Origin of the sequence: Neisseria sp. P0008.S004 (genome assembly GCF_051962755.1) — a bacterium.
Lineage (GTDB): Bacteria > Pseudomonadota > Gammaproteobacteria > Burkholderiales > Neisseriaceae > Neisseria > Neisseria subflava_A.
The window spans coordinates 180,974-207,043 of sequence record NZ_JBQCUZ010000003.1 but is presented as its reverse complement, the minus strand read 5'-3'; the positions used below and the strand labels follow the sequence as shown (position 1 = coordinate 207,043).

23 protein-coding genes are annotated in these 26,070 nt (G+C 48.4%); 10 read left to right on the top strand and 13 right to left on the bottom strand.

The features are described 5' to 3' along the window. Position 1: 1 nt before the first annotated feature. The 11 genes from ACTHSW_RS04515 to ACTHSW_RS04465 form a co-directional block, all read right to left on the bottom strand. Complete coding sequence (locus ACTHSW_RS04515; RefSeq protein ID WP_070460468.1) at positions 2-694, bottom strand: HAD family hydrolase; 693 nt, start codon at positions 692-694, stop codon at positions 2-4. Further along, complete coding sequence (locus ACTHSW_RS04510; RefSeq protein WP_070460467.1) at positions 687-1,661, bottom strand: ATP-grasp domain-containing protein; 975 nt, start codon at positions 1,659-1,661, stop codon at positions 687-689. Before ACTHSW_RS04510 ends, ACTHSW_RS04515 begins: the two co-directional genes overlap by 8 nt. Next, positions 1,648-2,265, bottom strand: coding sequence for a sugar transferase (locus ACTHSW_RS04505; protein WP_049333552.1), 618 nt, complete (start codon positions 2,263-2,265; stop codon positions 1,648-1,650). Before ACTHSW_RS04505 ends, ACTHSW_RS04510 begins: the two co-directional genes overlap by 14 nt. Then, positions 2,258-3,430 carry a glycosyltransferase gene (locus ACTHSW_RS04500; RefSeq protein ID WP_070460465.1) on the bottom strand — a complete coding sequence of 391 codons (1,173 nt, stop codon included), beginning with the start codon at positions 3,428-3,430 and terminating at the stop codon, positions 2,258-2,260. The genes ACTHSW_RS04505 and ACTHSW_RS04500 overlap by 8 nt, the downstream gene beginning before the upstream one ends. Before the next feature lie 13 nt (positions 3,431-3,443). After that, positions 3,444-4,514 (bottom strand): glycosyltransferase family 4 protein, encoded by a 1,071-nt coding sequence (locus ACTHSW_RS04495; protein WP_070460464.1) that lies wholly within the window; start codon positions 4,512-4,514, stop codon positions 3,444-3,446. Further along, entirely contained in the window at positions 4,511-5,821 is a 1,311-nt protein-coding gene (locus ACTHSW_RS04490; RefSeq protein WP_070460461.1) for an O-antigen ligase family protein, read from the bottom strand. The genes ACTHSW_RS04495 and ACTHSW_RS04490 overlap by 4 nt, the downstream gene beginning before the upstream one ends. Positions 5,822-5,863: 42 nt before the next feature. After that, positions 5,864-7,291, bottom strand: a complete 1,428-nt coding sequence (locus ACTHSW_RS04485; protein ID WP_070460460.1) for an oligosaccharide flippase family protein — start codon at positions 7,289-7,291, stop codon at positions 5,864-5,866. Between the two features lie 168 nt (positions 7,292-7,459). After that, positions 7,460-8,767, bottom strand: a complete 1,308-nt coding sequence (locus ACTHSW_RS04480; RefSeq protein WP_070460459.1) for a nucleotide sugar dehydrogenase — start codon at positions 8,765-8,767, stop codon at positions 7,460-7,462. 572 nt (positions 8,768-9,339) lie between these two features. Then, on the bottom strand, positions 9,340-10,443 hold the full coding sequence (ribD, locus tag ACTHSW_RS04475; RefSeq protein ID WP_070460458.1) for a bifunctional diaminohydroxyphosphoribosylaminopyrimidine deaminase/5-amino-6-(5-phosphoribosylamino)uracil reductase RibD: 1,104 nt from the start codon (positions 10,441-10,443) through the stop codon (positions 9,340-9,342). 14 nt (positions 10,444-10,457) lie between these two features. Beyond that, entirely contained in the window at positions 10,458-10,910 is a 453-nt protein-coding gene (gene nrdR, locus ACTHSW_RS04470; protein ID WP_004520863.1) for a transcriptional regulator NrdR, read from the bottom strand. A 199-nt stretch (positions 10,911-11,109) separates the two neighbouring features. After that, on the bottom strand, positions 11,110-11,952 hold the full coding sequence (locus ACTHSW_RS04465) for a class II glutamine amidotransferase (RefSeq protein WP_070460457.1): 843 nt from the start codon (positions 11,950-11,952) through the stop codon (positions 11,110-11,112). A 283-nt stretch (positions 11,953-12,235) separates the two neighbouring features. On the opposite strand from ACTHSW_RS04465, the gene ACTHSW_RS04460 reads away from it, so the two are divergent. The 3 genes from ACTHSW_RS04460 (at position 12,236) to ACTHSW_RS04450 (ending at position 15,620) form a co-directional block, all read left to right on the top strand. Further along, positions 12,236-12,976, top strand: coding sequence for a Slam-dependent surface lipoprotein (locus ACTHSW_RS04460; RefSeq protein WP_070460456.1), 741 nt, complete (start codon positions 12,236-12,238; stop codon positions 12,974-12,976). A gap of 106 nt (positions 12,977-13,082) precedes the next feature. Then, positions 13,083-14,522, top strand: coding sequence for a surface lipoprotein assembly modifier (locus tag ACTHSW_RS04455; RefSeq protein ID WP_070460453.1), 1,440 nt, complete (start codon positions 13,083-13,085; stop codon positions 14,520-14,522). Positions 14,523-14,759: 237 nt separating this feature from the next. Continuing rightward, positions 14,760-15,620 carry a DUF6236 family protein gene (locus ACTHSW_RS04450; protein ID WP_070460452.1) on the top strand — a complete coding sequence of 287 codons (861 nt, stop codon included), beginning with the start codon at positions 14,760-14,762 and terminating at the stop codon, positions 15,618-15,620. Between the two features lie 140 nt (positions 15,621-15,760). Here the strand turns inward: ACTHSW_RS04450 and ACTHSW_RS04445 are convergent, their stop codons facing one another. Together ACTHSW_RS04445 and ACTHSW_RS04440 are read right to left on the bottom strand one after the other, a co-directional pair. Continuing rightward, a complete protein-coding gene (locus ACTHSW_RS04445; protein WP_070460450.1) occupies positions 15,761-16,597 on the bottom strand; it encodes a PHP domain-containing protein in 837 nt (278 codons plus the stop codon). 60 nt (positions 16,598-16,657) lie between these two features. Beyond that, positions 16,658-19,045, bottom strand: coding sequence for a penicillin-binding protein 1A (locus tag ACTHSW_RS04440; RefSeq protein ID WP_070460449.1), 2,388 nt, complete (start codon positions 19,043-19,045; stop codon positions 16,658-16,660). A 153-nt stretch (positions 19,046-19,198) separates the two neighbouring features. Here ACTHSW_RS04440 and pilM point away from each other — a divergent pair, with 153 nt between their 5' ends. From pilM to aroB, 7 genes are all read left to right on the top strand, one after another. Further along, complete coding sequence (pilM, locus tag ACTHSW_RS04435; RefSeq protein WP_039862505.1) at positions 19,199-20,290, top strand: type IV pilus assembly protein PilM; 1,092 nt, start codon at positions 19,199-19,201, stop codon at positions 20,288-20,290. A gap of 4 nt (positions 20,291-20,294) precedes the next feature. Then, complete coding sequence (locus ACTHSW_RS04430) at positions 20,295-20,918, top strand: PilN domain-containing protein (protein WP_440373770.1); 624 nt, start codon at positions 20,295-20,297, stop codon at positions 20,916-20,918. Further along, positions 20,918-21,589, top strand: coding sequence for a type 4a pilus biogenesis protein PilO (locus ACTHSW_RS04425; RefSeq protein WP_070460443.1), 672 nt, complete (start codon positions 20,918-20,920; stop codon positions 21,587-21,589). The genes ACTHSW_RS04430 and ACTHSW_RS04425 overlap by 1 nt, the downstream gene beginning before the upstream one ends. A gap of 15 nt (positions 21,590-21,604) precedes the next feature. Continuing rightward, complete coding sequence (locus tag ACTHSW_RS04420) at positions 21,605-22,147, top strand: pilus assembly protein PilP (RefSeq protein ID WP_070460442.1); 543 nt, start codon at positions 21,605-21,607, stop codon at positions 22,145-22,147. Between the two features lie 20 nt (positions 22,148-22,167). Beyond that, entirely contained in the window at positions 22,168-24,300 is a 2,133-nt protein-coding gene (gene pilQ, locus ACTHSW_RS04415) for a type IV pilus secretin PilQ (protein WP_070460440.1), read from the top strand. Positions 24,301-24,432: 132 nt separating this feature from the next. After that, positions 24,433-24,945 carry a shikimate kinase gene (locus ACTHSW_RS04410; protein WP_049333679.1) on the top strand — a complete coding sequence of 171 codons (513 nt, stop codon included), beginning with the start codon at positions 24,433-24,435 and terminating at the stop codon, positions 24,943-24,945. A gap of 22 nt (positions 24,946-24,967) precedes the next feature. Next, complete coding sequence (gene aroB / locus ACTHSW_RS04405; RefSeq protein WP_070460438.1) at positions 24,968-26,047, top strand: 3-dehydroquinate synthase; 1,080 nt, start codon at positions 24,968-24,970, stop codon at positions 26,045-26,047. Positions 26,048-26,070: the final 23 nt, after the last annotated feature.

Sequence of the window (26,070 nt, the reverse complement as noted above, 5' to 3'; positions counted from 1 at the left end):
CTTATGCATTTGCTTTTTCGGTGGCGGAAGTTGTCAGTGTAGCCAATTCTTCCAGGGTGTTTATCCAAAGGGTGGGCTGGTATTCACGACCGTATTGCTCGGGATCGGCTTGATGAATATTGTGCGGCTTAGGCATGATGCCTATGGAGAGCCAACCCAGTTTGTTGGGTGCGACAAAATCTTTTTTGATGTTGTCGCCGATGTAGATGAAACGTTTTGCAGCCAGATATTTGTTTTGCAGGAAGACAAAACGCTTATCGTCGGGTTTTTCCGATTGCATGGCTTCCGAAATCAAAATGTCGTCAAACAAATCGGTCAAACCCAAGGCCTGTATTTTCAAACGCTGTGTCAGACTGCGGCCGTCTGTAATCAGGGCACGTGCGGCAAAAGGGCGCATCAGCTTCCGTAAAAAAGACGGTTCGACATAGGGTCGGATAACAGGCCGGTGTAGTCGATATTGCCACAAAAGTGATTGTTTCTCTAGTTCGTTTAATTTGCAATGATGACACAAATTTTCGAGCCAGTCTTTACTTTTATTGTCTGCAATTTCATTTAGTACGTCGACATTGTATTGCGGGTAAAGCGACGTAATTGTCCCTACAACTGCCTGTATTCCGGAGCATTTGTAGTCGTACTCAGAGTAAAGCGTATCGTCAAGATCGAAGACGATGACGGATTCTTCCGGCTTAATCATGTTCTCTTACCAAAATCTTAGCATCATAACGAAGCATGATTAAATTGTTTTCCCAGTCGTCGGAGAAAGGGATGTCTTGGCCGCCGATGTATTCTTGAATCAGCCAGCCCGGATAGTTGCCGCCTGCAGCGTAAGTCAGCGGGAAACCGCCGCCGAAACGAGGGTTGATTTCCACACCGTAGGTCGTGCTGTCGGTTTTGCTGACGAAGAATTGCGCGGTAATGCAGCCGCGTGCGCCTTCCAATACGGCCATTTTTTCAACCAGCTCTTTATACAGGGCATTGCGTCGGGTTGCGCCTTTGCTGACTTCGCCGGTGCGCACTTCCAAACGCTCGCGAGGAATGGCGCATTTCAGACGGCCTTGACGGTCGTAATACATATCGACGGTAAATTCGGAAAAAGTATTCTCGATATCGATGTATTGGGTGAACATCATTTTCGGGTCTTCGGTAATGTCGACAGTCAAATCAGCTGGTGTGTTGATTTTTTTCGCACCGATGGCGCGGCTGCCGTCATAAGGCTTGGTAAAACATGGGAAAACCAGGTGGTCCCGTTCGTAAATTTCAGGGGAACGGATGCTGTATTGTGCAAACAGGCATGAGGTCAGGCGCTTGTCGCGGCACAGGGTAATCAGTTTTGCATCGGAAATGACAATATGTATTCCTTCAGCTTCAAAACGGTCACGTGCTTCGGCCAGTTTGAGCAGCTCGGTATCGATGGTTGGCACAATCAGACCGATGTCGTGTTGTTTGGCCAACTCGAAAATGCTGTCAATGTATTCGGCTGCATCGATACGCGGCACGCTGAAAGTGCGGTCGGCAACATGGCAGGCAGAAGACATGTGGGGGTTGAGGTCAGTGGCAAAAACGCCGATACCGTCTGAAAAACGTGCGGCTTCGGTTTGAAAGTCCTGCACCAATTCGACACGGCGACCTGCCGACAGAATCAGTATATTATTTTTTTTCATCAGTTTTGTTACCCGTGAAATAAGGCATTGTGGCTTCCCCTTCGGCTGAGATGCCTTCTTTGACGAAGACTTTTTTAACTGTCAGGAACAAAATTTTTATATCCAGCCAAAAGCTAAAGTTGTCGATGTACCAAACATCGTGGGCGAATTTTTCATCCCATGAAATGGCGTTGCGGCCATTGACTTGAGCCCAACCGGTCACGCCTGGTTTCATTTCGTGGCGGCGGTTTTGAAAGTCGTTGTACAACGGCAGGTAGTGCATCAGCAGCGGACGAGGGCCAACTAGACTCATCTCACCTTTTAAGACATTCCATAATTCAGGAAGTTCGTCCAAACTGGTGGCACGTAATTTTTTGCCGAAATCGGTCAGGCGTTCGCTGTCCGGCAGTGGGTTGCCGTCTTTGTCGATTGCATCGCGCATGGAGCGGAATTTAATCATTTTAAACGGCTTGCCATCTTTGCCCGGCCGCTCTTGGATGAAGAACACGGGCGAGCCTAGGTTTTTACGGATGAGGTACACCAAAATCAAAAACACAGGCGACAGGATAATCAGTCCTGAAGCGGAGGCGACAATGTCAAACAGGCGTTTGAAAAATTTATTCATGAGCTAATCTTTCAATCAGGTTGACGATTTTTTGATAGGCAACGTCGCGTTTGAAGCGGCCGACGATTTCTTCGGACTGAACAGGATCGCTTTTGCGCTTCAAAATATCTTTGGCGGCTTGAACGAAACCGTCCACATCGCCGGAATGGTAGTTCGCATGCGGCAGCAGGGTAAGGACTTTGGCAACTTCGTTGTTGACTTGGCTGTTCAGAATCGGTTTTTGCAAAGCCATATAGTCGGAGAGTTTGTTGGTAATCGATGCCATTGAATAGGACTGGATGGCATTGATGGCAATGTCGCAGCCCTTAGCAACCGACATCATTTCGGCATAGGGAATGTAGCCGTAAAACTTGATGTCGTCGCAGGCGTATTGTTTGAGCCTGTCCAAATCAGGGCCACCGCCCATGATGTGCAACTCGACGTTTTCGCCGGCGTCCAACAGCTTGAGAACGCCTTTGCACACGGTTTCCACGTCATAGCTGTAACTGAGCGTGCCCAAGTAGAAAAAGCGGGTTTTGTCATCGCCAAAATCTTTGGCAGGCGCGGCATCGAGTTTCGGAAAGTCAGCACCGATATAGACGACTTCGCCAGGTACATTCGGATTGGCTTCTTTGGCACGGTAGAGATAAGTCTGCGATACGGCAACCAGCGCGTCGGCGTAGCGGTAGGCTTGGTTGGCGCGTGAAGCAAAGGGCAGCAGGTTGTGCGGTACTTTTTTCAAAAACGGTACGACCGAGGAAAAAGACTCCGGCCATACGTCCTGCACATCGACAATCAGTTTGTAACCCAAACGGGCTTTGTGTTTGCCCAACAGCAGGTTGGTGGCAATCAGCGGATAGGCGGAAAAGACGACGTCTTGTTCGCCCGGACGGCAGTTTTCCAACCATTTTTCAAAATGTTTGACGAAGTGGTGATGGCTGGCCAAGCGTCCTAAAGACACGTTTTTGCTGTATCCGCTTTCTTCCAACAGCATGACTTTCAGACGGCCTTGTGAGGCGGCCTCGGCATCTTCGGGCCGTCTGAAAGATTTGTCGTAGTGTTTGAAATTGCTGGTAATCAGCAGCACGTCATGCGACTGCGACAACAGCTCGGCAAGATACCAGAAGCGGTTGAAATGCGGCTCGGACGGCAGTGAGCAATAAGGGGCGACGATGGTAATGTTCATGTTTCAGACAGCCTTACATTTCGTACGCAGCCATGGTGGTGCGGTAGATTTCGTCGTCGGAGCATAAGGTTTCGACGTGTTTGCGCAGGGCTTTACCCATTTGACTGCGCAACTCAGGATGCTTGATGAGTGTATCGACGGCTTCGATAAATGCTTCATCGTCGCCGAAAGGAATGCAGTAGCCGGTTTGGCCGGTAATGACCATTTCCGAAATACCCGCCATGTTGTAGGTCACGACAGGCGTGTCGTAAAGGCCGGCTTCCAAAATATTGTTGCCGACACCTGCGCCGTGGTCGCCCACGCAATGCGGTGTGTTCACCAAAATATCGACTTCTTTGAAGTAGCCGGTCAAGTCGCGGACGCCGCCGAGGAAGGTAACTTTGTCTTCGATGCCCAAACGTTTGGCTTGGGCTTTGAGGTTGTCCATTTCTTCGCCGATACCTGCAACGTTGAGGCGTACAGGCATACCGCGGTCAACCATTTTCTTCAAAATATCCAACATCAGGTGCACGGCGCGGACGGTGTCCAAACGGGAAAGCGTGCCCAGTTGGACATAGTCTTTGACCGTTTTTTCAGGAACGAAATCTGCTTTGTGCAGGGCATTGTAGGTGTAGGTGATGCGGTTGGCAGGGAAACCGTAGCGGATGAGTTTTTCGCGTTCGTGTTTGCAGTTGCCGATGATGTACACGCCCAGCTTGTCGAAAAGCTTGGCAATTTTCGGATAAGTTTCCGGATCAAGGCCGCGCGCGTGGTAGAACACTTTGGTTTTCGGCGAGGCAAACTTGGCCGCAATGGCGCAGGCCGGAACGATACGTGCCATTTGGCAGTGAATCACATCGGGCTTCTCTTTTTTCAGCAGTTTCATATAGGCAAACATGCCTTTGACATAACCCAAAAGACCACCTTGGTAAAAATCAATCGGCTGCCAACGGATGCCCAATGCTTGCGCTTCCTGAATCAAAGGGCCGTCTGAAGAGGCCAATACGATATCGTGTCCGCGTTGTTTGAGCAGGCGACCAAGGCGGAAAGTGGCGTTTTCAGTGCCACCGAGGCCAGACATGGAGGTAGTCAGGGTGATTTTCATGATATTCCCTTTGTTTTAGATGGGGTATAGCTATATGTGTAAGCGGCCTGATTTTGTAATTTGGATGCGACAAATGCGCTGTAAATGTAAATCAGCAGGCAGGGTAGCCAGATGAAGGGCATACGCAAAATGGTGGACGGAATAAAACCTGCCAACAAGAAAATGCCCAAAGTTACCCAAGCCAGTACGCGTGATTTGTTGGTTAGTGCACGGCTTGAGGTAGTGTAGAGGAAATAAAACGCTACAAATGCAATAAAACCGAGCAGGGAAATTATGCCGAAACCCAAATACAGTTCGATGATGAAACTGTGCGGATTTTCAAAACCCAGGCTGTTACTCAAGTGGCCGCCAAAATAGTCGCGAAAATTTTTTGGTCCGTAGCCGGTTAGCAACAGGGGCGGATTATTCCAAAAATAGTTGTAAATCTCCTGACGGTAGGACACAGAGTTGTCGCTGTCTAAATCGAATAGAAAAAGGTACACGCGGCTGGAAAACCGTTCAAGAAAAGGGTTGCCGTTAAGTGACAGCAAAAATTCCGCGATGACACGGGATGGAATCATCGATAATGTTAACGCGAGCAGTCCTGTGGCAATAACGGTAATAAAACCATTTTTACGATAAGCTATATAAATGAGTGAAATCAAAAGGTAGCAGGCAATAGCTGTTCTTGATACGCAAACAAAAATGGCCATACCTAGTAGTAAATATAATCCCCAGCCCAGTAGTTTCTCTTTGTGTTTGCGTCCTTGCAGTTGAAAGAAAAACAGGATGGCGGGTGCGAGGCAAACGGCAGTAGCAGCAAGGTTGTTGGGGTTGAAAAACAGCCCTTTGAGCGAGCCTTCTTTAATGGCCAGTTCATCACTGGCACTGACAAACTGAATGCCGGTAATCAATTCCACAAATGGTGGAATGGCAACATAAAGGGCAAAGACCAATAAAAACTTCTGAATAACGCCCAATGGATCTTCAGCGCGCATAAGCACTTGGTAAAACAAGTAGAAAAAAACCGGCACCGCCATAAAAAACAAGATGTCCATGTATTGAGTCGGTATCAGCGATGTAATGCCCATGTGGATGGCCGGCCAAATACACATGGCGGCCAGGGCGCAGAGCATGACAAAAATTTTGCGCGGAATATGCTTGCCCTCCAAAAAGAATACGGCAAGGCCAATCAATACGAACAACAACGATAAAGGATTATCGATGCGCGGTACGCCGATTTTAAAAGACAGCGCCGGCCCCAGCATATAAGCTGTAAACATAATGTATAGGATGTAAGTGTATAAATTTAGACGTTTTATTTTCATAGTCGTTCTGTTGTTATCGTAGAGACCTGAATCTCAGGTTGGCTATTTTGCCGAACGGTTTAATTTGGCTTTGATTTTTTCGGTCGCGGCAAATAGTGCGTGTTTGTATTTTAGGAACAGGAAACCTAGCCCGACTGCCCATGCCAGCGCAAACCAGATGTAGTTGTCGCGCGTACCCAGCCAAGTATAGGCAAGGCAGATCATCAGGCAGAGCGTTGAGTTTGTATAAATCTTCAGGCGCGGCAAAGGCTGCCACAGGCGTGAAGAGAATTCGGTTTTAAAGATGAAAAACAGCCAAAAAGCCGTTGCGCTGGCCATAGCCGCACCTTTTGCACCGAATTTCGGTACCAGCAGATAGAGCAGGGCGGTATTGGCGATAAAGGCAACGATGTTGATGACGGTAATCAGCCAAGTTGAGCGGACAACGTTCAAACCGATGCCGCTGACTTCGGTCAGCGTGTAAAACAGGGGGAAGAGCATACACGAGAGCAGGATAAATTGAACCTGCGTGTATTTTTCCGGCAGTATCCAGGTCACCATCGGCGAGAAAATCCCAATGAGGCAAATCATTGCGCTGATGAGGACGGTCATGGAAAGCGTGATGTCGCCGATTTTATCCAGATTGGTTTTTTCTTCTACCCATTTGAACACCAAAGGCGCCCAAATAGTGGAAAACACACTTTGGAAAATCAAGGCGACGGCACCAAAGCTGACTGCCATCGAATAGATGCCCAATTCGTCCAAACCCGAGATGTCTTTGAGGACAAAGCGGTCAATCGAAGTCAGGCCCCAATAGGCCAAGTTGCCGAATGCCAGCGGCAGGCCGTAGCGCAGGCCGTCCCGATGCAGCTCGGGCGACCATTTCGCATGGGAAACGGCTTGCAGGTCTTGGCGCAGCTGATATATCAACAGTACAACGGTCAGCACTTGGGCTGCGGTGTAGGTAAAAACCAGCGAAGTAGTATTGGTAGGTAAGCCGGAAGCAATCACGGCAAAAACCAACACCAAAATCAAGAATTTCGGCGCAAGCTGGCTGACGGAAAAAGCCAATGCCTGCTCTTTCATCCGCAAAATCAAGGCTAAAAAACGGGTAATCAGCGTAGTGGCCAAGAAAATCAGAAAGAGAATCCCCAAATTTGCACTGGGGATGTCAAAAATGATTTCAGACGGCCATGATGCGTTTATCAGTAACACTAAAACCACAACCGCCACAGTCAGAATCAATGGCGATAAAAAAACGGATTTGAACAGCGCGGCCTTGTCTTTAACGGCGTAATAGTCGCGAATATAGGATTGGTCCAGCCCCAAGCCCAGCAACAGGATGCTCAGTCCGGCAATGGTCTGCAAGAGTACGATACGGCCGATGTCTTCCGCAGGGAAGTACCATGAGATGAGCGGCAGGGAAAGCAGGCCGAAAGCGGCGCTTCCTATCGGGCCCAATGCGTAGCCGAGGATTTTTTTCGCGTTCATATTATTTGTTTTCAGACGGCCAGAAGTTCGAGCTGAGCGTTTTTCGTAGGGTATGTGTTGTTACCGTTGCCGGTTTGCCAAGGCCGTCTGAAAAACAAATAGCCTTGGGAAACCGGCTACCGTCCCGGTCGGGGAAACCGGAGGCAGCCGGATGTGTCTGAAGCAAGATTATGCTTTGATGACTTTAGGATTTTTTACTGGGAATTTGCCGCGTGTATCGACAATCAGCTTGGCATGTTCGGTGATCATGTCATAGTCGAATTTGTCGTGATCGGTGGTCAGAACCACGCAATCGTATTGGGCGACAGTTTCAGGAGTCAGCGCTTCGCTCTTCAGGTCGAAGTAGTGGTGGCCGGGGATGTGCGGAAACTCTGGAACGTGCGGGTCAGAGTAGGAAACCACTGCGCCCAGTTTGTGCAGGCGGTCCATCACTTCTACAGACGGGCTTTCACGCATATCGTCCACGTTTTTCTTGTAGGCGATACCCAATACCAAGATTTTGCTGTCTTTGATAGAACGGTTGTGGTCATTCAAAGCCAGGCCGACTTTTTCGATAACGTAGTCAGGCATGTGGGAGTTTACTTCGCCGGCAAGCTCGATGAAGCGGGTGTTTACGCCGTATTCGCGTGCTTTCCAAGTCAGGTAGAACGGGTCGATAGGGATACAGTGACCACCCAAGCCTGGACCTGGGTAATAAGCAACGAAGCCGAACGGTTTGGTCGCAGCGGCATTGATGACTTCGTGAATGTCGATGCCCATTTTGTCGGCAACGATTTTCATCTCGTTCACCAAGCCAATGTTTACGGCGCGGTGGATGTTTTCCAGGAGTTTGGTCAGCTCGGCAGCTTTGGTGGAGCTTACTGGAACAACTTTATCGATGGCAGGTTGGTACAGCGCAAGGCCGACTTCCAAACAGGCAGGGGTATGGCCGCCGATGACTTTTGGAATGGTACGGGTTTCAAAGTTAGGGTTACCCGGGTCTTCACGCTCAGGAGAGTAAACTAAGAACACGTCTTGACCGACTTTCAAGCCGCCTTCTTCCATACGTGGCAGCAATTCTTCTTCGGTAGTACCGGGGTAGGTGGTGGATTCTAAAGACAGCACTTGACCGGCGCGCAGGTAAGGTTTTACCGCATCGGTAGTGTCAATCACAAAGCTCATGTCCGGCTCACGGTATTTGTTCAGCGGAGTCGGTACGCACAAAATGACGGCTTCTACTTCGCCGATGCGGGAGAAGTCGGTCGTTGCTTCAAACAGGCTGTTGGAAGCAGCGGCAATTTTGTCGGAAGGGATATGCTCAATGTAGCTTTCGCCTTTGTTGAGCTTGTCGACTTTGTTGGTGTCAATGTCGAAACCCAAAACTTGGTAACCGATATCCACATAGCGCAACATCAGTGGTAAACCGACGTAGCCTAAGCCAACGATGCCGATTTTTGCGGTCTTATCGGCAAATTTTTGTATCGTAACGTTTTTCATGATGTCTTTCGTTTAATGAATGAGTAAATCGGGAGTGTTTTCCCGATGCCTGAGTTGTTTGCTGCAACCGCATAGCCATAGCCGGCTGCCGTATCGTGTGAAGCCTTAAAACCATACTTATAATTACATTAGACGGAATCATAAGCACTTATCTGATTCGTCTCAATCAAAAAAGTTTAACGGTCGTTCAGACGGCCTGTAAGGTATGAAAAAGGTATTTTTGAATATTGAATTTTTAGAAATTACACTCAACCAAATGTTTTAATTTTAAATATCTCTTTGTCAAATGCATGGTTCATGAAATTAAACTACCGTTTATGCCGTTTAAAACCCTTCTAGAATAAAAACTTTTAACAAATTTTCATGGTTTAACTTATCTTAATAATTCATTCTTTTGTGATGAAAAAAAGGAAAATTTGTCGACAATCAGCTCGAGGATAGTTAGTGCAAGTCAAAGTTTTAAATTGGAATACGTTATAGTCATTATAATATTTCGGCGAAAAACACATTTATTGCCATGCAAATGATAGATAGATTCTATTGAAAATGGTTTAATTATCAAGCTGAGGCAATTAGGTGGATTTTTTCCGGAGAACCCATTTAATGTCCTGCCCGATGATTTCTACTGATTGACTTTGCCAAGGGCCGTCTGAAAGCAGGACGGCCGGATTTTCAGGAATGGAGAAAAGAGGTTTGCCTGCGCCTAATAGTTTCGGCGCTTGGTAGAGGACGATTTCATCCACCAAGTCATCCTTCAGGAAGGCTGAAGCAAGTGTTGAGCCGGCTTCTACCAGAACTTCGCCAAAGCCAAGCTCTGCCAGTTGCGGCATGAGTGAAAGAAGATTGATGCGACCGTTGATGTGTTCAGACGGCCTGATGATGCGGATATGTTCAAATGCACTCAGAGCCTGCAAACGTTGTTCGTCTGAGGAAAGGGTAACGATAACGGTCGGGCTTTCGGTATCGGTCACGAGGTGGCAGTCCAAAGGGATTTGCAGTCGGCTGTCCAAGACGATACGCGCAGGTTGACGTAGGGTGGGGAAGCTGCGAACGTTGAGTTTCGGGTTGTCGGCAAGTACGGTACCGATACCGGTCAAAACGGCGCAACTTTCGGCACGGAGAATTTGTACGTCTTCGCGTGCCGCTTCGCTGGTAATCCAAAAGCTGCGGCCGTCTGAAAGAGCGGTTTTGCCGTCCAAACTGGCAGCGCATTTGAGGCGGACAAACGGTCTGCCGCGTTCGATACGCGACAGGAAACCGCGGTTGAGTTCGCGCGCCTGAGCTTCCAGCAAACCGCTTTCTGTACGGATTCCGGCGGCTTCCAGCATGGATAAGCCTTTGCCTGCGACCAACGGGTTAGGGTCGGTCATGGCGGCGACTACGCGCGTTACGCCGGAATGAACCAGCGCTTCGGCGCACGGTGGTGTACGGCCGTAATGGCTGCAAGGTTCCAGCGTGACATAGGCTGTTGCGCCTTTTGCCGCCGCTCCGGCCTGCCTCAATGCGTGAACTTCAGCGTGCGGCTCGCCTGCTTTGACGTGGAAACCTTGTCCGACGATTTGTGTGCCGTGTGCAATCACGCAACCGACGCGGGGATTGGGGGAAGTAGAAAACCGCCCAAGCTTGGCCAGCTCGAGGGCGGTTTGCATCATTTGGGTATCAAGTGCGGAAAACATGGTTTCAGACGGCCTTATTTGGCTTTGCATTCGGCGATGACTTGGGTGAATTCGGAAACGTCTTTAAAGCTTTTATAGACAGACGCGAAGCGGACATAAGCAACTTGGTCGATTTTTGCCAGTTCCTCCATCGCCATTTCGCCGACGATGTGCGAAGCGACTTCTTTTTTGCCCAAACGGTAGAGGCGCTGCTCGATAAGGGCAACGGTTTCATCGATTTGTTCTTGTGTGACAGGACGTTTGTGCAGCGCGCGCTCAAGGCTGGTCTGCAGTTTGTGCGCATTGAAGGGAACCCGTGTGCCGTTGGATTTGATGACTTGCGGCATCCGCATTTCAACGGTTTCAAAAGTGCTGAAGCGTTGTCCGCATTCCAAGCATTTGCGACGGCGACGGATGCTGTTGGTGTCTTCTAGCCATCGCGAGTCGGTTACTTGTGTGTTGGGGTGTTGGCAAAACGGGCACTTCATCGGGTTTCCTTGTCATACGCTCGGCAAGGTCGCTAAGCAATTGAATTTATTGTTTGTGAACTATTATTGTAGCGGATTGCGTTATTTTCGTATAGTAAAGGCTTTGTCTATGGATTAAGTATAAAAAGGCCGTCTGAAAGGGCAACTTGAGCGAAGTTGAGCCTTTCAGACGGCCTTGAGTTTTTCAGCCAATCAAACGTCAAACCGATACGCCGACGGCACGGGCGATTTCCAAACCTTCTTCCGCGCTCATGTAAACCGGATTGTCGGGGCGGTCGCTGAGGACAATGTCGCCGTCTTGAAACATCACCAATTCATTGACTGCCAATTGCGACCAAGTTTCATCTCGCGTCAGGGGCAGGGTAGCGATGACGGAAACTTTATCGTTCGGGGTGGTCACTTCTGAAAAATCGACCATGACATCATCGTCCAGCAGGCGTGCTTTGCCAAACGGGGCTTTGCGCACGATGTAGTGCAGTAAGGTACTGGCGTGGGCAAACAGGCAGTCACCGTTGGACATCACAAAGTTGAACAAGCCGTAGCGGCGGATTTCATGAGTCAGGCCGGCAATGGCGTCAAACAAAACTTCAGGTTCGGGCTTGGTGGCAAAGCGGCTGCGCAGGCGGTTGAGGATAAAGCAGAACGCGCGTTCGGAATCGGTCGTGCCGACGGCATGGTAGTACTCGCCCTGCTCGGGGTAAAAATCAATCAAATGGCCGTTGTGGGCAAACAGCCAATATTCGCCCCACATCTCGCGCATGAAGGGATGAGTGTTCGCCAATGAGGTCTGACCTTGTGAGGCCTTGCGGATATGGGCGATAACGTTTTCGGATTTGATTTGGTAGGCGCGCACCAAGTCGGCAACGGGCGAGTTGGCACTGGGTTTGTCGTCGTGAAACAAGCGCACGCCTTTGCCTTCAAAGAAACCGATGCCGAAACCATCGGCATGGTGGTCGGTAATGCCGCCTCGACGGCGGAAGCCTTCAAAAGAAAACATGATGTCTGTGGGAGTGTTGCAATTCATGCCGAGCAGTTGGCACATGGCGTTAACCTTTTTTCCGAGTATTTATAGGGTCATTATGGTGTATCGGGCAGGCAGTTTCAATATATTCTTTGCCGTTTTAGGGTAGGTGATACAGGCTGTATCGAATTAAAAATAAAGAATTTCGCTTTGTAGGGGATTGTTAGGATATTTACTAATTCTGTGCTAACACTTCCCCTATAAAATGCTTTGCAGAACAAAAAGACCTCCTCACATAACGATATGTTCTACTCACAACGAAACATAATTTTCCCCACCATCGTTTTACCTCAAGGAGTGTTCAATGAAACTGAATCTGCAAAAAACCACCGCTGCTGTTTTGGCTGTTGTGTTCAGCGTAGGCGCATTTGCAGCTAATAATGCCTATAACCCATTCGAGTATGGCTACAAAAATCACAAATACGGCAAAAAATGGGGCAAGCCTGCATCTGAAGCCGAAGGCGAAAAAGTGATGAAACACGCTGCCTACCGTTCAGGCGTGTACTACACCAACGTAAACCGTATGCCTGGCAATGCAGACCGCAATGGCGTGAAAACCGTACAGGTTAACGACGCATATACCCGTCAAAACCTCGGCCGCTATGCGTTCAACACCATCAAGAGCGGTGACTCTGAAGTATACTACGGTGAGTGGGTCGGTAAAGAATACGCTAAAGGCTCTAACCGCGGCGTTTTCTACTCCGGCGACAAACGCGCTACCTCTATGCCTGTATCCGGTGTAGCCAACTACGCAGTTAAAGGTATCAATAACTACACCGGCAACAACCCGATGGTTGGTACTTTGCGCGCAGACTTCGGTCAACGCGTCTTGACCGGTTCTATGAAAAATAACGCTGTACAGATGGACATCCATTCCCGCATCAAGCCATCCAGCGCATCATTTGAAGGCTACGCTCGCGCCAACGGCCACTTCGGTAAAACCGAAGGCCACTTCTTCGGCAACGGTGCAAGCGCGTTGGCCGGTGTTGCCAAATTTAAGACCGACCGCAATCTGGATACGGCATACGGCGGCGTAAAACGCTAAAATCTGTCTTTAAGTAAAATAAAGCCTGCCATCCGCAGGCTTTTTTAAACACTTGCTTCCAAATTTCTCAAGGTCGTCTGAAACTTGCGACCGGAAAGCCGATCCCATGTACAAACCGTCTGCCTGCCTGATTCTGCTTCTTTCTGCTCCCGTCCTTGCCGCGCCGCGTTCTGATTTTTCAGACGACCGCACCGCGCAACGCCTGTGGCAGGATACCCGCCAAACCATGCAGGAGCAGGAACAAAAAGTGCGCGAATATCATCTCGATATTTCTGCTCCGCATACCGGGAAGACAGCCGAGAGCGACTCCGAAGCCGACCAAGGCGAGGCACTGTTTAATGCTGTCAACCGCAGCGATTGGCAAACCGTTCGCCCTCTGCTGGAGCGTTATACCCAGCAAACCGAATACGATCCCGATATCGCTTCGTTTGCCCGTGCTTCTCTTGCACGAGGCGAAGGTAAGTGGAAAGCCGCCAAACAAGAATACGAAACCCTGTTGCAACGTCATCCCGATTTTACACGCGGACGGCTTGATTACGCACGCCTGCTTTTTGAAGGCCGTCTGAACCGCGAAGCATCTTCTGAATTTGTACACCTTCAAAACGAAGACTTGCCTGAAGCCGTCAAAGAAAACATCGCCCATTTCCAAGATGCCTTGAACCAGCGTCAAAGCTGGAAAGGCAGCCTCTCCGTCGGCGCCGTCCACAATAGCAACATCAACGAAGCCAGCGGCAAAGTGTGGTGTAAAACCGAAATCGACGGCGAATGTTGGGAAGAATTTTCAGGCGACAAACCCATTTCCGCCAACGGCATCAAATACGAAGCCGCCGCCGTCCGCCGCTGGCAGGTTAAAGGACACCACGGCATTGCCGCTCGCGCGCTCGGCTATGGCCGCTTCTACCGCGACCATAAAGATTTCAACGAACACACGCTCAACCTCAGTGCAGGCTATCAGTTTGAAAACCAGCGCCACACTTTCGCCTTCGCACCACTTGTCGAATGGAATGGCAGCGGCAGCAAAACCCTCAACCGCGCCTATGGTGTGCGCAACGAATGGAACCTCGACAAGGGCGATTGGACATGGAACACGGAAGCTGAGTGGAAACACCTTTCTTATGCAGACAAAACCCGTTTGCTCGACGGCAGCCTCCTCTCCGTTTACAACACCTTGTCTTATTTTCCGCGCAACGACCTGATGCTCTACGGTGGCATAGACTGGCAGCAGCGCAAAACGAAAGACCCTGTGGACAGCTATCGCCAAATTTCCGCACGGCTGGGTGCGGCAAAAATGTTTGAAGCCGGTTTCGACGTTTCCGTGTCTGCTACCTTCGGCATCCGCAGCCATAGGGAAGAGAATGCCGTCCTCGAACAACGCCGCCGCGACAAAGAACAAACCTACCGCCTCAGCATAGGCGCTGACCGCTGGAAATTCGCCGGCCTTAAGCCCGTCCTCAGCTATAAACACCGCCGCGTTAACGGCAACACCGACTGGCTGTACAGCTACAAACAAAACGAAGTCGGTTTGTCACTGGTGAGGTCGTTTTAACTTGCGGTAAACAGAAATAAAAATGCACAGGCCGTCTGAAAGTATTTTTCAGACGGCCTGTGCATTTTTATTTCTGTTGTTATGATTTTACTTAGAGAAGGGAGTATATTATAGTTATACAGTATTTTTATGTTATTTTTATTTATTGCAAATATGGATTTTATATCTAAATATTCAAAATTTGTTACTCTTTGAGTTAAATATTGGAGATAAGAAGTGAAGAAGCGTGGAATTATTATGGCACCTCCTGTCGAGGTTAATGGTAATACGATCATTGGGGGTGGAGTTGATTTAGAACAGGAAATTAGAATGGCACTGTTTTTTTGGGATAAAATCATTTTACCTAATAATAATATGTTCTATATGAGTTATTCCAATATAGGTGATGTTAATTTACTTCAAAATGAAAAAATTCTAACAATTGAAGAAGTATGGTTAACAGGAAGTTATTCGGTAAATGAAGATTTCTTCTTGAATATTCAAGAAGAAATTTTTAATAATTATAATCATAAAGGTACAGAGTATCTCTGGAGTTTGCAACAATTACATAAAGATTTGTCTTTTAAAGCTTCTAAAAACATAAGGAAAACTCTTCAAAGGACGATTGAATTTGAACTATATAAAGCTATTCCTATTCCACAAAGATCTATACCTCTTGAAGAAATTTTAAATTTCAAAGAAAAATATAATGATGAATTAATAATGTTGCGTTTATGCTTAAGTGCTATGTATGATGAAATAATTAGTTCTCCTGATCAAATATTTACTCAGAATACAAAGATGTTGCAACTAGAAAAAGCAATTTGTGATTTACATAAATCAATGGACTCACATAAGGTAATGAAAAACAAATGTCTGGTTAGTCATAAAATTGTATTAAGAGCAGATTTTTCAGATTTGGTTGGATCCATCTCGGCAGCTTATGGATTCTATGAAGGGATGAAGAATCTTGGAGTATCTCAATATTTTTCTGCGTTTTTGGCGTCAGTGGGTGCCTTTATAAAAATAGGAATTAAAAGAAATGAAATAATTGAGGATATTCCTAATGAATTAAAAGATTATGCATATATTTCTAGAATAGAGAATGAGTTTGCCTAACACATTGCTTAAAAACGATACATGTCAGTTGAGGGAGTTTTATGAGGTATATTTGATTATTGAATTTACTTATGTAAATTGTGTAGATGCTGTGTCTCTGTTTATAGATAGATAAGCTATTTACAAAAATATGAAAAAATTCAGACGGCCTTAAAGTGTTCCCAGACAGGACGGCATTGTTCGGGTAGGTCGGGACAGGCGCCGAGTATGCCGCCGCTGAAGTCGTTGGGGCGGTGGAAGTCGCTGCCTGCGCTGGCGAGAAAGTCGAAACGGTCGGCAAGCAGGGCATAGTTGAGGCGGTCGTTTTTGCAGCAGTTGCCGCTGTGCACTTCAATTCCTGCGCCGCCGAGATTTTTAAATTCTTGAAAGAGGTTTCGTTTGGCGGTGGCGGATAATTCATAGCGCATCGGGTGGGCGATAATGGCCATGCCGCCCGCGCCTGTAATCGCGACTACGCAGTCTTCCAGTGTGGCCCATTCATGTCTGACGGAACAGGATTTGCCGTCGCCCAGATATTTGGTAAATGCCTGCTGTTTGTTTTTAACATGGCCTTCGCGAATGAGGAATTCGGCAATGTGGGTACGGCTGGCCATTTCTTTGTTGGCGGCCAATGCCAGCGCGCCTTCATACGAGCCTGTTATGCCTTTTTTCTCCAGTTTGGCCGCGATGGCTTCCAATCGTTTTAGACGGCCTTTGCGGACTTCGGCAAGCAGGTTTTGCAGGGCTTCGTTGTGTTCGTCAAAGTCCAAACCGACAATGTGGATGGTGCGGCCGCGCCAAGTGACGGATATTTCCACGCCGTTGACGAAGGGGAGGCCGAGGGTATCGGCTTCGGCACGTGCTTCGGCAAGTCCGCCGGTATGGTCGTGGTCGGTCAGGGCGAGCAGGGTGCAACCGTTTTGAAGGGCGAGTCGGACGACTTCGGTTGGGGAAAGCATGCCGTCTGAAACGGTTGAATGGCAGTGTAAATCAATCATGGTTTTGCTTTGAATTTTCTCAAAAAAGGCCGTCTGAACGTTTCAGACGGCCTTGATTTGTTAGAACAGAGAGTCCAGTTGTTGTCTGTTATTGTTGCCGGTATTGCTTGGCAGAACTGGGGTTTCGTCTAATTCTTCACGGGCTGGCGCATTGCCGCTCTCGGTACGGCGGCGGTTTTCATTCGGAACGGCACGATGGGCAGGACGCGGAGCAACGCCGCTGTTGTCCAAGGCCAGGTCGGAGCTGGTGGTCATGCGTTCGCGCATATACACTTCGCCGCCGTTTGTAACCACGCCTTCAGGTGCTTTCATCGGTTTGACGCTGGTGCCTTTCAGGGCGAAGCGCATGTATTCTACCCAAACCGGTACGGCGATTGTACCACCGTAACCTGCACGACCCATGCTGCGCGGTTTGTCAAAGCCGATATAGACGGCAGTCACAACGCTAGGGTTGAAGCCGACAAACCATGCGTCTTTGTTGTCGTTGGTGGTACCGGTTTTACCGGCGATGTCGGCGCGGCCGAGTGCGGCTGCACCGCGTGCGGTACCGACACGGACAACGTCTTGCATGATTTTGTACATGATGTAGGCGTTGCGCGGGTCAATGGCCTGAGGTGCGTTCTCACCGGCTACCAAAGGTTGCATTTGCGCTCTCAGACGGCCTTGGCTGTCGTAGATTTTGTCGATGACGTGGGCAGATACTTTGTAACCGCCGTTGGCAAAGACGCTGTAACCTTCTGCAATACGCAACGGTGTGGTTTCGCCTGTACCCAAAGCCATAGACAGGCTAGCAGGGATTTCAGACGGCTTGAAGCCGAAGCGTTGGATGTATTGTTGCGCGTAGCCGATGCCGATAGACATCAGGATGCGGATGGACACCATGTTTTTCGAAGCGGTCAAAGCCTGGCGCAGCGTGATGTAACCGGAATAGCGGCCGTCTGAATTTTTCGGGTTCCACACTTTGCCGTTTGCACCTTTGCCCGGCAGGGAAATCGGCGCATCGTTAATCATGGTGGAGGCAGTCATGCCTTTTGCCAAAGCGGCGGAATAAACAAACGGTTTAAACGTAGAGCCGGGTTGGCGCATGGCTTGAGTTGCGCGGTTGAAGGTTTTGCTGTGGTAGTCGTAGCCGCCGACCAATGCGCGGACTGCACCGGTTTTCGCATCTAAAGACACCAATGCGCCTTGCAGCAAAGGCTCTTGAACGACGGTAAAGGTATCGCCGCTGCCTTTAACGCGGATGACGGAGCCGCGGCGGATGCGGTCTTCGCCCATTTTTTCGTTGTTGACGGCACGGGCGGCAAAGCCTAAAGCGTGGCTGTTCAGCGTCACTTTACGGCCGCTTGGCAACTGAATCTGTACACCTTTGCGTGAGGCTTCCAATACAACCGCCGGAATCATTTTATCAACGGTGTAAAGCGTAGAAAGATATTGGCTGACGGTTTCTTCTACGTTGTCGCTTTTGCTCAGGTCGATGTAGTTTTCTGCACCGCGGTAGCTGCTGCCGCGGTCGAAGTTGCGCAGAACTTTGCGCAGGGCTTCGGTGGCCACGCGCTGGTGTGCAGTGTCGACAGTGGTATATACCTTAAAGCCTTGAGTGTAGGCATCTTCGCCGTATTTCTCAAACAGCTCTTGACGTACCATTTCGGCAACGTACAGGGCGCTTTGATCGATGTTTTGTACAAAACGCTCGTAATGCAACTCTTCTTTCAAAGCCTGATCGCGTTGCTGCAGGGTAATCATGCCTTCTTCCAGCATATTGTTCAGAATATAAGCCTGACGCAGTTTGGCACGCTCAGGGTTCACAATCGGGTTGTAGGCAGAAGGTGCTTTAGGCAAGCCGGCCAACATGGCGGCTTCGGCCAATGTTAATTCGTTAACATTTTTGTTGAAATAAATTTGGGCGGCGGAGGCAAAACCATAAGCACGTTGACCCAAATAGATTTGGTTGAAGTACAGCTCCAAAATCTTATCTTTGCTCAAAGACTGCTCGATTTTGTAGGCCAACAGGGCTTCGTTGAATTTACGGGTGAACGAACGCTCGCTGCTCAGGTAGAAGTTTTTGGCAACCTGCTGCGTAATCGTACTGGCACCGGATTGAACGCCGCCGGCCATGACGTTGCCGATTGCGGCACGCGCCACACCCCAAACGTCCACGCCCCAGTGGTCATAGAAGCGTTTGTCTTCGGCGGCAATCACGGCATCTTTCAAAATTTTCGGGAAGTCGCCGATTTTGGTAAATTCACGCCGTTGTTCGCCGTAAACGCCAATGACTTGGCCGTCTGAAGAATAAATCGTCAGCGGCATTTTTGGTTTGTAGTGTTGTAAAGAGTCCAAAGACGGCAGTTTTGGATAGGTTACCAAAATTGCAATTGCAATCAGACCTACACCAAAAAGAGCCAGTCCTAATAAGAGACCCATGCAGGTCGTTATAATCTTTTTAATCATGACTAGGTAATAATTTTGCCATTAATGGCGATAAATAAAGTAAAATGGGAAACGATTTCTATCAGCCACAGTCAATACTGTGTAAAGAATAAGAAGTCCTTTACGGATAACGAAACAGTTACTCACTCCTAAATGATACAGGGAAGTCAAATCATGCGCTTATTTAAAAGCACGAAAGATACCAAAACAGGCAAGGCTTCTAGCGGATTGAACAACCGCTCTGCCATCGGCGTCGACATCAGCCAACATGCCATTAAGATGGTACAACTGACAGGCCGTAGTTTAAACCAAATTCAGCTGGAAAAATACGTTATTACCAAATTGCCTAAAAATATTGTCAAAGGCAACAAAATTCAAGACTACGATCAGCTTGCTACTTACATCCAACATACTTACACACAATTACGCAGTTCTTGCAAAAATATTGTTGCTGCCGTGCCACAAAATTTGGCGACAGTCGAGCAAATTATTTACAACCCGCGTGATACCGATTTGGACTTGGAAGAGTTTATCGAGGCGGAAGTCGGCCAATTTGCGCCTATTGAAGAAATGAACTACGACTTTCAAGCTGAAGAAGTCGGTTCGGGTCAGCATGTTTTAGCTGTTGCCGCCAAAAAAGACGATGTCGAGCCACGCATTGAAATGTTTGAAAATGCCGGTCTGCCTTTGTCTGCTTTGGACTTGGACTTGCTGGCGCAACGCAATGCCTTTGTCTATTGGATGAATACGCATGCTCCCGAAATGGCAGAGGAAAAAGTTGCCGTGTTCGGTATTCATGCGACTCAAATGTATGCCCTGATTCTGCAAAACGGCCGTATCCTCTACAAACAAGAAACACCGGTCAGTACAGAGCAGCTCAATCAGCTGATTCAGCGTACTTATCAGGTAACGGAAGAAAAAGCCGCTCAAATGATGGCTTCCCAAAACAAGCCTTCCGACTACCAGTCTCAGATTGCCGACCGTTTTAATGTGCAGGTTGCACAAGAAGTTCAGCGTGTCCTGCAATTTTACTATACCACGCAGGCCACTGATTCTTTTCACAATATCAAACACATCCTGCTGACCGGCTTTACCGCGCAGCAGGCAGGTTTGGCAGAAAGCATTTTCTCGCAAACCAATACGCCAACAGAATATCTGCATCCGATTTCATATGTGGAACGCAGTGCAAAAGTAGAATTGCCGCAGTTTCAAATTGATGCGCCGTCACTGACTTTGGCGTTCGGATTGGCATTAAGGGGACTTTGAGAACATGATCGAATTAACCAGAATCAACCTTCTCCCATATCGGGAAGAGATTAAACAGCGCAAGCAGCAGCAATTCAAAATATTGATGCTTGGCGCTTTTGCAGTAGGTTTGGGCTTGGCGGCCGCTACCTATCTTGGTATTGACAGCGCCATCAGCAATCAAGAAGGCCGCAACAACTTCCTGCAAACCGAAATCGACAGACTTGATAGAGAATTGGGCGAAATCGATAAACTTCAGCAAGAAAAAGAAACCTTCTTGGCCAAAAAACTGAAAGTTGAAGAGTTACAGGAAAAACGCTATCAAGCGGCCTATATCCTTGATTCTTTGAATACACTTACGCCCGATAATACTTATTTGACCGCGTTGGAAGCCGAAAGTCCGACCAGCTATAAAATCAGCGGTCATGCCATCAGCGACAATAAAATTGCCGTTATGATGCGCTCCTTGCCAAGTACAGGTATTTTCTTGCAGCCTGAATTGTTGAGCATTAAAAAAGTAGATAACTACCAAGAATTTACTTTGAAATCTTCAATCAACCAAGTGAATACGCCGGCTCCTGCACCAACTGCCCAAAGTAGCGGTGAAATGGCCGAACCTGTGGCAGAACCTGCTCCGGAGGCTCAATAATGGCATCTAAAAACCTGAAACAATTGGACGTACAAAACCTGTACCTGCTTAATATGCCTTCAAAACTTTTGCTGGCAGGTTTATTGATTGTCGGTATGTTGGCTTTGGGCTATGTCGGCGTATTTAAAGATCAGATTGAAACTTGGAATACGCAGGAAGCTAAAGAAGAAGAACTGAAGGAAACCTTTACGCGTAAAAGCATTCAGGCAGCAAGCTTGAATAATCTGAAGGCTGAATTGGCTTCGATTCGTTCTGCATTTGATGTGTTGTTGAAACAACTTCCGACCGACGCGGAAATTCCGAATCTGATTCAAGAGCTGCATCAGGCAGGTTCAACCAACGGATTGCGTTTGGACAGCGTTGCACCGCTCCAACCTGAAAACGATGGTCCGATTCAAAAACTGCCGTATCAGATTTCCATCACAGGCAAATACTCACAGATCAGCCAATTTACCCGTGATGTAGGCGATTTGTCGCGCATTATTACTTTAGATTCTTTAAAACTCGTGAACGCAGGCGAGGACAAAGAAGGCAAAGGCAATAAAGGCGAATTGACATTGAGCGCGATTGCGACGACTTACAAAGCACGTCCGGCCGAAGAGATTGCTGCCGAATTGGCTGCGCAACAGGCACAAGAAGAAGGCAAACCTGCCGAGAATGAGCAAAAATAAAAGAATAGGGAAATCATGAAAAAAATCATCTTACTCTTAAGTCTTCTTCCCTTGGCAGCCTGTACGCAAAGCTATGAAGATTTGACTCAATGGATGACGCAAACCCGTCAGGAAGCAAAATCCAAGATTATTCCGTTTGAAGAGCCGACGGTTACATTGCCTAAGCCGTATAGCCCGCCGAACTTTAAAGGTATGAATGCGTTTGATTCACGCCGTTTGGACACTGCCCCTAAAGGCGGTAATGCGCCGGATGTGAACCGTCCGAAAGAAACATTGGAAGCCTTCAGTTTGGAAAATATGGCCTTTGTCGGAACGCTGCAAAGCGGCGGCAAAGTTTCCGGATTTATCAAGGTCAAGGACCATGTTTATACCGTTTATCCCGGAAACTACATCGGTCAGAATTACGGCAGAATCCAAAGTATTACCGAAGATAAAATTATCTTAACCGAGCAAGTTGAAGACAGCTACGGCAACTGGGTGTACCGGAAGGCCGAATTGCCATTAAGCAGTAAAGAGGCGGATTCTTCCAATAGCTCAGATAGTTCGAATTCAAATTAATTTAGGGGTCTCACTCAATTATGAAAACCAAACACATGACAAAATTATTTGCCGGCTTCAGCGTTGCCCTCGCTGTTCAGATGGCCTTTGCAGGCAATATTACCGATATCAACGTTTCCACTTTGCCTGACAACCAAAAAATCATCAAAATCCGTTTCGACAAAGACGTCACTACACCTCATGGTTTTGTAACATCTACTCCGGCGCGTATTGCATTGGATTTTGCCAATACCAATATCCGTTTGCCTCAGCCTGTTTTGGAATATGCCGACCCATTGCTGAATCAAATTACTGCGGCGCAAAACAATGACCGTGCACGCGTGGTTTTGGGTTTGAACAAAATCAGCCAATACAATACTGAGATTCGCGGCAACGAAGTTTGGGTATTTGTAAACGAATCTACTGACCAAACCAATGCTGCCGTTGCCAATGAACGTGTGGCTACACCGTCTACTGCGCGCGCTACTCAGGCTTATCAAGCCGTTTCGGCCGCCAATATCGATTTCCGCAAAGGCGCACGCAATTCCGGCATTATTGAATTGTCTGCCCCAGGTTTTAGCGGGCAGCCGGACATTAAACAGCAGCGCGACCGCGTGGTTGTGACATTGAAAAACCATACGCTGCCGACACAAGCGCAACGCAGTTTGGATGTGGCTGACTTCAATACGCCTGTACAAAACGTTACGCTCAAACGTATCGGCAATTCTACCCAGCTTATTATCCGCAATAATAATGCGAATTGGGACATCAATACCAAAGCTTCTTCCGGCCGTTTTGTATTTGAAGTATCGCCTAAAGCCGCCAATACCGAATCCAGCGGCTTGAACCAAAATGCGAACAAATCGTTCAAAGGTCGTAAAATTTCTTTGGACTTCCAAGATGTAGAAGTTCGTACCATCTTGCAGATTTTGGCAAAAGAATCCGGTGTGAATATTGTTGCCAGCGATACCGTCAAAGGCACCATGACTCTGTCCTTGAAAGATGTACCTTGGGATCAGGCATTGGATTTGGTTATGCAGGCGCGCAATTTGGATATGCGCCGTCAAGGCAACATCATTAATATTGCGCCTCGCGATGAATTGTTGGCAAAAGACAAAGCCTTCTTGCAGGCTGAAAAAGAGATTGCCGAATTGGGTCCGCTGTATTCTCAAACCTTCCAGTTGAAATACAAAAACGTGGAAGAGTTCCGCAAAATTCTGCGTTTGGAAGAATACGACAGCAATAATTCCAATACCCGCAACACTCTGTTGAGCAATCGAGGCAGCGCCTTAATCGATCCGGCCACCAATACGCTGATCGTGACCGACAACCGCGGCGTGATTGAAAAATTCCGCAAACTGATTGATGAATTGGACGTTCCAACCCGTCAAGTGATGGTGGAAGCGCGTATTGTGGAAGCAGAAGATACCTTCTTCCGCAACTTGGGCGTTAAATTCGGTTCCGGTGGTGCAAGTGGCCGTAACGCATGGGGCAGCAACTGGAGCAATGCACAAACCAACTACAATACCAATGCCTCGTTTAACCGTGGTGATGTCCGCTATCCTACTTGGTCTTTGGATCCGAACGTCAGCCTGCCGACCGCAGCCGCAGTCAACAGCATTGCGCTGGTGCGTGCGTTCTCGTCCGGTGCATTGGGTTTGGAAATCAGCGCGTCTGAAGAACAAGGTAAGAGCAAAACCATTTCCAATCCGCGTGTGCTGACACAAGACCGCAAAGAAGCCAAAATCGAATCCGGTACGGAAATTCCTTACCAAGAAGCTTCTTCCAGCGGTGCGACTTCGATTACCTTCAAGAAAGCCGTTTTGGGCTTGACCGTAACGCCGAACATTACGCCTGATGGTCAAATCATCATGACTGTGAAGATTAATCGCGATACCCCGATCGACTGTACCGTGGATTCTCTGACAACCAAGTGTATCAACACCAAACACTTGAATACCCAAGCCATGGTTGAAGATGGCGGTACGCTGATTGTCGGCGGTATTTACGAAGAAGAAAGCACCAATGCAGTGAACAAAGTACCTGTTTTGGGCGATATTCCTGTTGTCGGCAATCTGTTCAAATCACGCGGTAAACGTGAAAACCGCCGTGAGCTGTTGATCTTCATCACGCCGCGCATTATGGATAATGTGGGTAACAATCTGCGCTACTGATTTTTAAAATGACAAACAGGCATATCTGCAAAGGTATGCCTGTTTTGGTTTTCGGACGGCCTGAGATGAAAAGGCCGTCTGAAAAACGACGAACTTTTCCACGAAACCACCATATCGTATAAAATGACCCTCATGGAAAAAATCAACGGTAATTTAATTTTAATCGGGCTGATGGGCGCGGGCAAAACCACTTTGGGCAAGCAGCTTGCCCAAATGTTTGAATGCCCGTTTTACGACAGCGACTACGAAATCTGCACTTCTTCGGGCGTATCCATTCCGACTATTTTTGAGATGGAAGGGGAGGAAGGCTTCCGCAACCGAGAAACCAATATGCTGAAGAAGCTCGCTTCCCGGCGCAACATCGTTTTATCGACCGGTGGCGGCTCCGTATTACGCAGTGAAAACAGACAGATTTTGCGCCAAAACGGCACGGTTGTTTATCTGCATGCCAGCCCCGAAACCTTGCTGGAACGTACCCGCTACGACAGCAACCGGCCGCTGTTGCAAGTTGCCGACCCTTTGGCCAAACTGCAAGAGCTGTATGACCAACGCGATACGCTGTACCGTCAAACCGCCCATCTCGTCATCGAATCCGACAGCTGTCACAAAACGCTCAAACGCCTGATACAGGCTTTAGGCGAATAAAAACGCTTTGCAAAGGAACACCATGCGCACACTGACTGTCCAAACCCCGTCCCATCAATACCCCATCTTTATCGGGCATAAACTGATTGAGCAGGCCGATACGCTGCTTCAGCCCTATTTAGGCAAAAAAGCAGCCATCATTACCAACGAAACCGTTGCGCCGCTTTATCTCAAACAGCTTCAGACGGCCTTAGACAGACTGGGCGTGCCGCATTTCAGCATCATCCTTCCCGACGGCGAAGAGTATAAAAACTGGCAGACGCTTAACCTGATTTACGATGGCCTGATGCAAAACCGTGCCGAACGTAAAACTACTTTAATCGCTTTGGGCGGCGGCGTGATAGGCGATATGGTCGGCTTTGCCGCGGCGACTTATCAGCGTGGCGCACCTTTTATCCAAGTGCCGACCACATTGCTCAGCCAGGTCGATTCCTCGGTCGGCGGTAAAACCGCCATCAACCACCCGCTCGGTAAAAACATGATTGGCGCGTTCTACCAGCCGCAAGCCGTTCTGGCCGATTTGACCGCCCTGCAAACGCTGCCGCAACGCGAACTTTCCGCAGGCATGGCCGAAGTCATCAAATACGGCGCATTGGGCGATGCTGAATTTTTTGCTTGGTTGGAAGAAAATATGGCCGACCTGATGGCGCAACATCAAGAAAAAATGGCAGAAGCCGTTTACCATTGCTGCAAAATGAAGGCCGATATTGTTGCCCAAGACGAAACCGAGCAGGGCATCCGCGCATGGCTTAATCTCGGCCACACTTTCGGCCATGCCATTGAAGCCGAAATGGGCTACGGCGTATGGCTGCACGGCGAAGCCGTTGCCGCCGGTTGCGTCCTTGCTTCCCGTTTGTCGCAAATCTTGGGCAAAACCCAACAAGCCGATACCGACCGAATTGCCGCTTTAATGGAAGCCGCCTCCCTCCCGTCTGCGCCGCCTGTTTTCTCCTTTGAAAAATGGATTGAACACATGAGCCACGACAAAAAAGTCAGCAGCGGCATCATGCGTTTTGTCGGCTTGGAATACTTGGGCAAAGCCAATATCACCGAAATTACCGATATGGAAATCCTCCGCCTAACCTTGCAGCCGTATTTGTGAGGAATGAATGAGGTTTGCTTTAA

Excerpts from the sequence above, each read along its gene's own strand:
- ACTHSW_RS04420 (WP_070460442.1), top strand. The coding sequence starts at position 21,605 with ATGAAAAAAATCATCTTACTCTTAAGTCTTCTTCCCTTGGCAGCCTGT.
- pilQ (WP_070460440.1), top strand. The coding sequence starts at position 22,168 with ATGAAAACCAAACACATGACAAAATTATTTGCCGGCTTCAGCGTTGCC.
- ACTHSW_RS04510 (WP_070460467.1), bottom strand. The coding sequence starts at position 1,661 with ATGAAAAAAAATAATATACTGATTCTGTCGGCAGGTCGCCGTGTCGAA.
- ACTHSW_RS04450 (WP_070460452.1), top strand. The coding sequence starts at position 14,760 with ATGGCACCTCCTGTCGAGGTTAATGGTAATACGATCATTGGGGGTGGA.
- ACTHSW_RS04410 (WP_049333679.1), top strand. The coding sequence starts at position 24,433 with ATGGAAAAAATCAACGGTAATTTAATTTTAATCGGGCTGATGGGCGCG.
- ACTHSW_RS04455 (WP_070460453.1), top strand. The coding sequence starts at position 13,083 with ATGTACAAACCGTCTGCCTGCCTGATTCTGCTTCTTTCTGCTCCCGTC.
- ACTHSW_RS04445 (WP_070460450.1), bottom strand. The coding sequence starts at position 16,597 with ATGATTGATTTACACTGCCATTCAACCGTTTCAGACGGCATGCTTTCC.
- aroB (WP_070460438.1), top strand. The coding sequence starts at position 24,968 with ATGCGCACACTGACTGTCCAAACCCCGTCCCATCAATACCCCATCTTT.
- ACTHSW_RS04505 (WP_049333552.1), bottom strand. The coding sequence starts at position 2,265 with ATGAATAAATTTTTCAAACGCCTGTTTGACATTGTCGCCTCCGCTTCA.
- ACTHSW_RS04485 (WP_070460460.1), bottom strand. The coding sequence starts at position 7,291 with ATGAACGCGAAAAAAATCCTCGGCTACGCATTGGGCCCGATAGGAAGC.
- nrdR (WP_004520863.1), bottom strand. The coding sequence starts at position 10,910 with ATGAAGTGCCCGTTTTGCCAACACCCCAACACACAAGTAACCGACTCG.
- ACTHSW_RS04440 (WP_070460449.1), bottom strand. The coding sequence starts at position 19,045 with ATGATTAAAAAGATTATAACGACCTGCATGGGTCTCTTATTAGGACTG.
- ribD (WP_070460458.1), bottom strand. The coding sequence starts at position 10,443 with ATGTTTTCCGCACTTGATACCCAAATGATGCAAACCGCCCTCGAGCTG.
- ACTHSW_RS04430 (WP_440373770.1), top strand. The coding sequence starts at position 20,295 with ATGATCGAATTAACCAGAATCAACCTTCTCCCATATCGGGAAGAGATT.
- ACTHSW_RS04490 (WP_070460461.1), bottom strand. The coding sequence starts at position 5,821 with ATGAAAATAAAACGTCTAAATTTATACACTTACATCCTATACATTATG.
- ACTHSW_RS04460 (WP_070460456.1), top strand. The coding sequence starts at position 12,236 with ATGAAACTGAATCTGCAAAAAACCACCGCTGCTGTTTTGGCTGTTGTG.
- ACTHSW_RS04425 (WP_070460443.1), top strand. The coding sequence starts at position 20,918 with ATGGCATCTAAAAACCTGAAACAATTGGACGTACAAAACCTGTACCTG.
- ACTHSW_RS04515 (WP_070460468.1), bottom strand. The coding sequence starts at position 694 with ATGATTAAGCCGGAAGAATCCGTCATCGTCTTCGATCTTGACGATACG.
- ACTHSW_RS04495 (WP_070460464.1), bottom strand. The coding sequence starts at position 4,514 with ATGAAAATCACCCTGACTACCTCCATGTCTGGCCTCGGTGGCACTGAA.
- ACTHSW_RS04500 (WP_070460465.1), bottom strand. The coding sequence starts at position 3,430 with ATGAACATTACCATCGTCGCCCCTTATTGCTCACTGCCGTCCGAGCCG.
- ACTHSW_RS04480 (WP_070460459.1), bottom strand. The coding sequence starts at position 8,767 with ATGAAAAACGTTACGATACAAAAATTTGCCGATAAGACCGCAAAAATC.
- pilM (WP_039862505.1), top strand. The coding sequence starts at position 19,199 with ATGCGCTTATTTAAAAGCACGAAAGATACCAAAACAGGCAAGGCTTCT.
- ACTHSW_RS04465 (WP_070460457.1), bottom strand. The coding sequence starts at position 11,952 with ATGTGCCAACTGCTCGGCATGAATTGCAACACTCCCACAGACATCATG.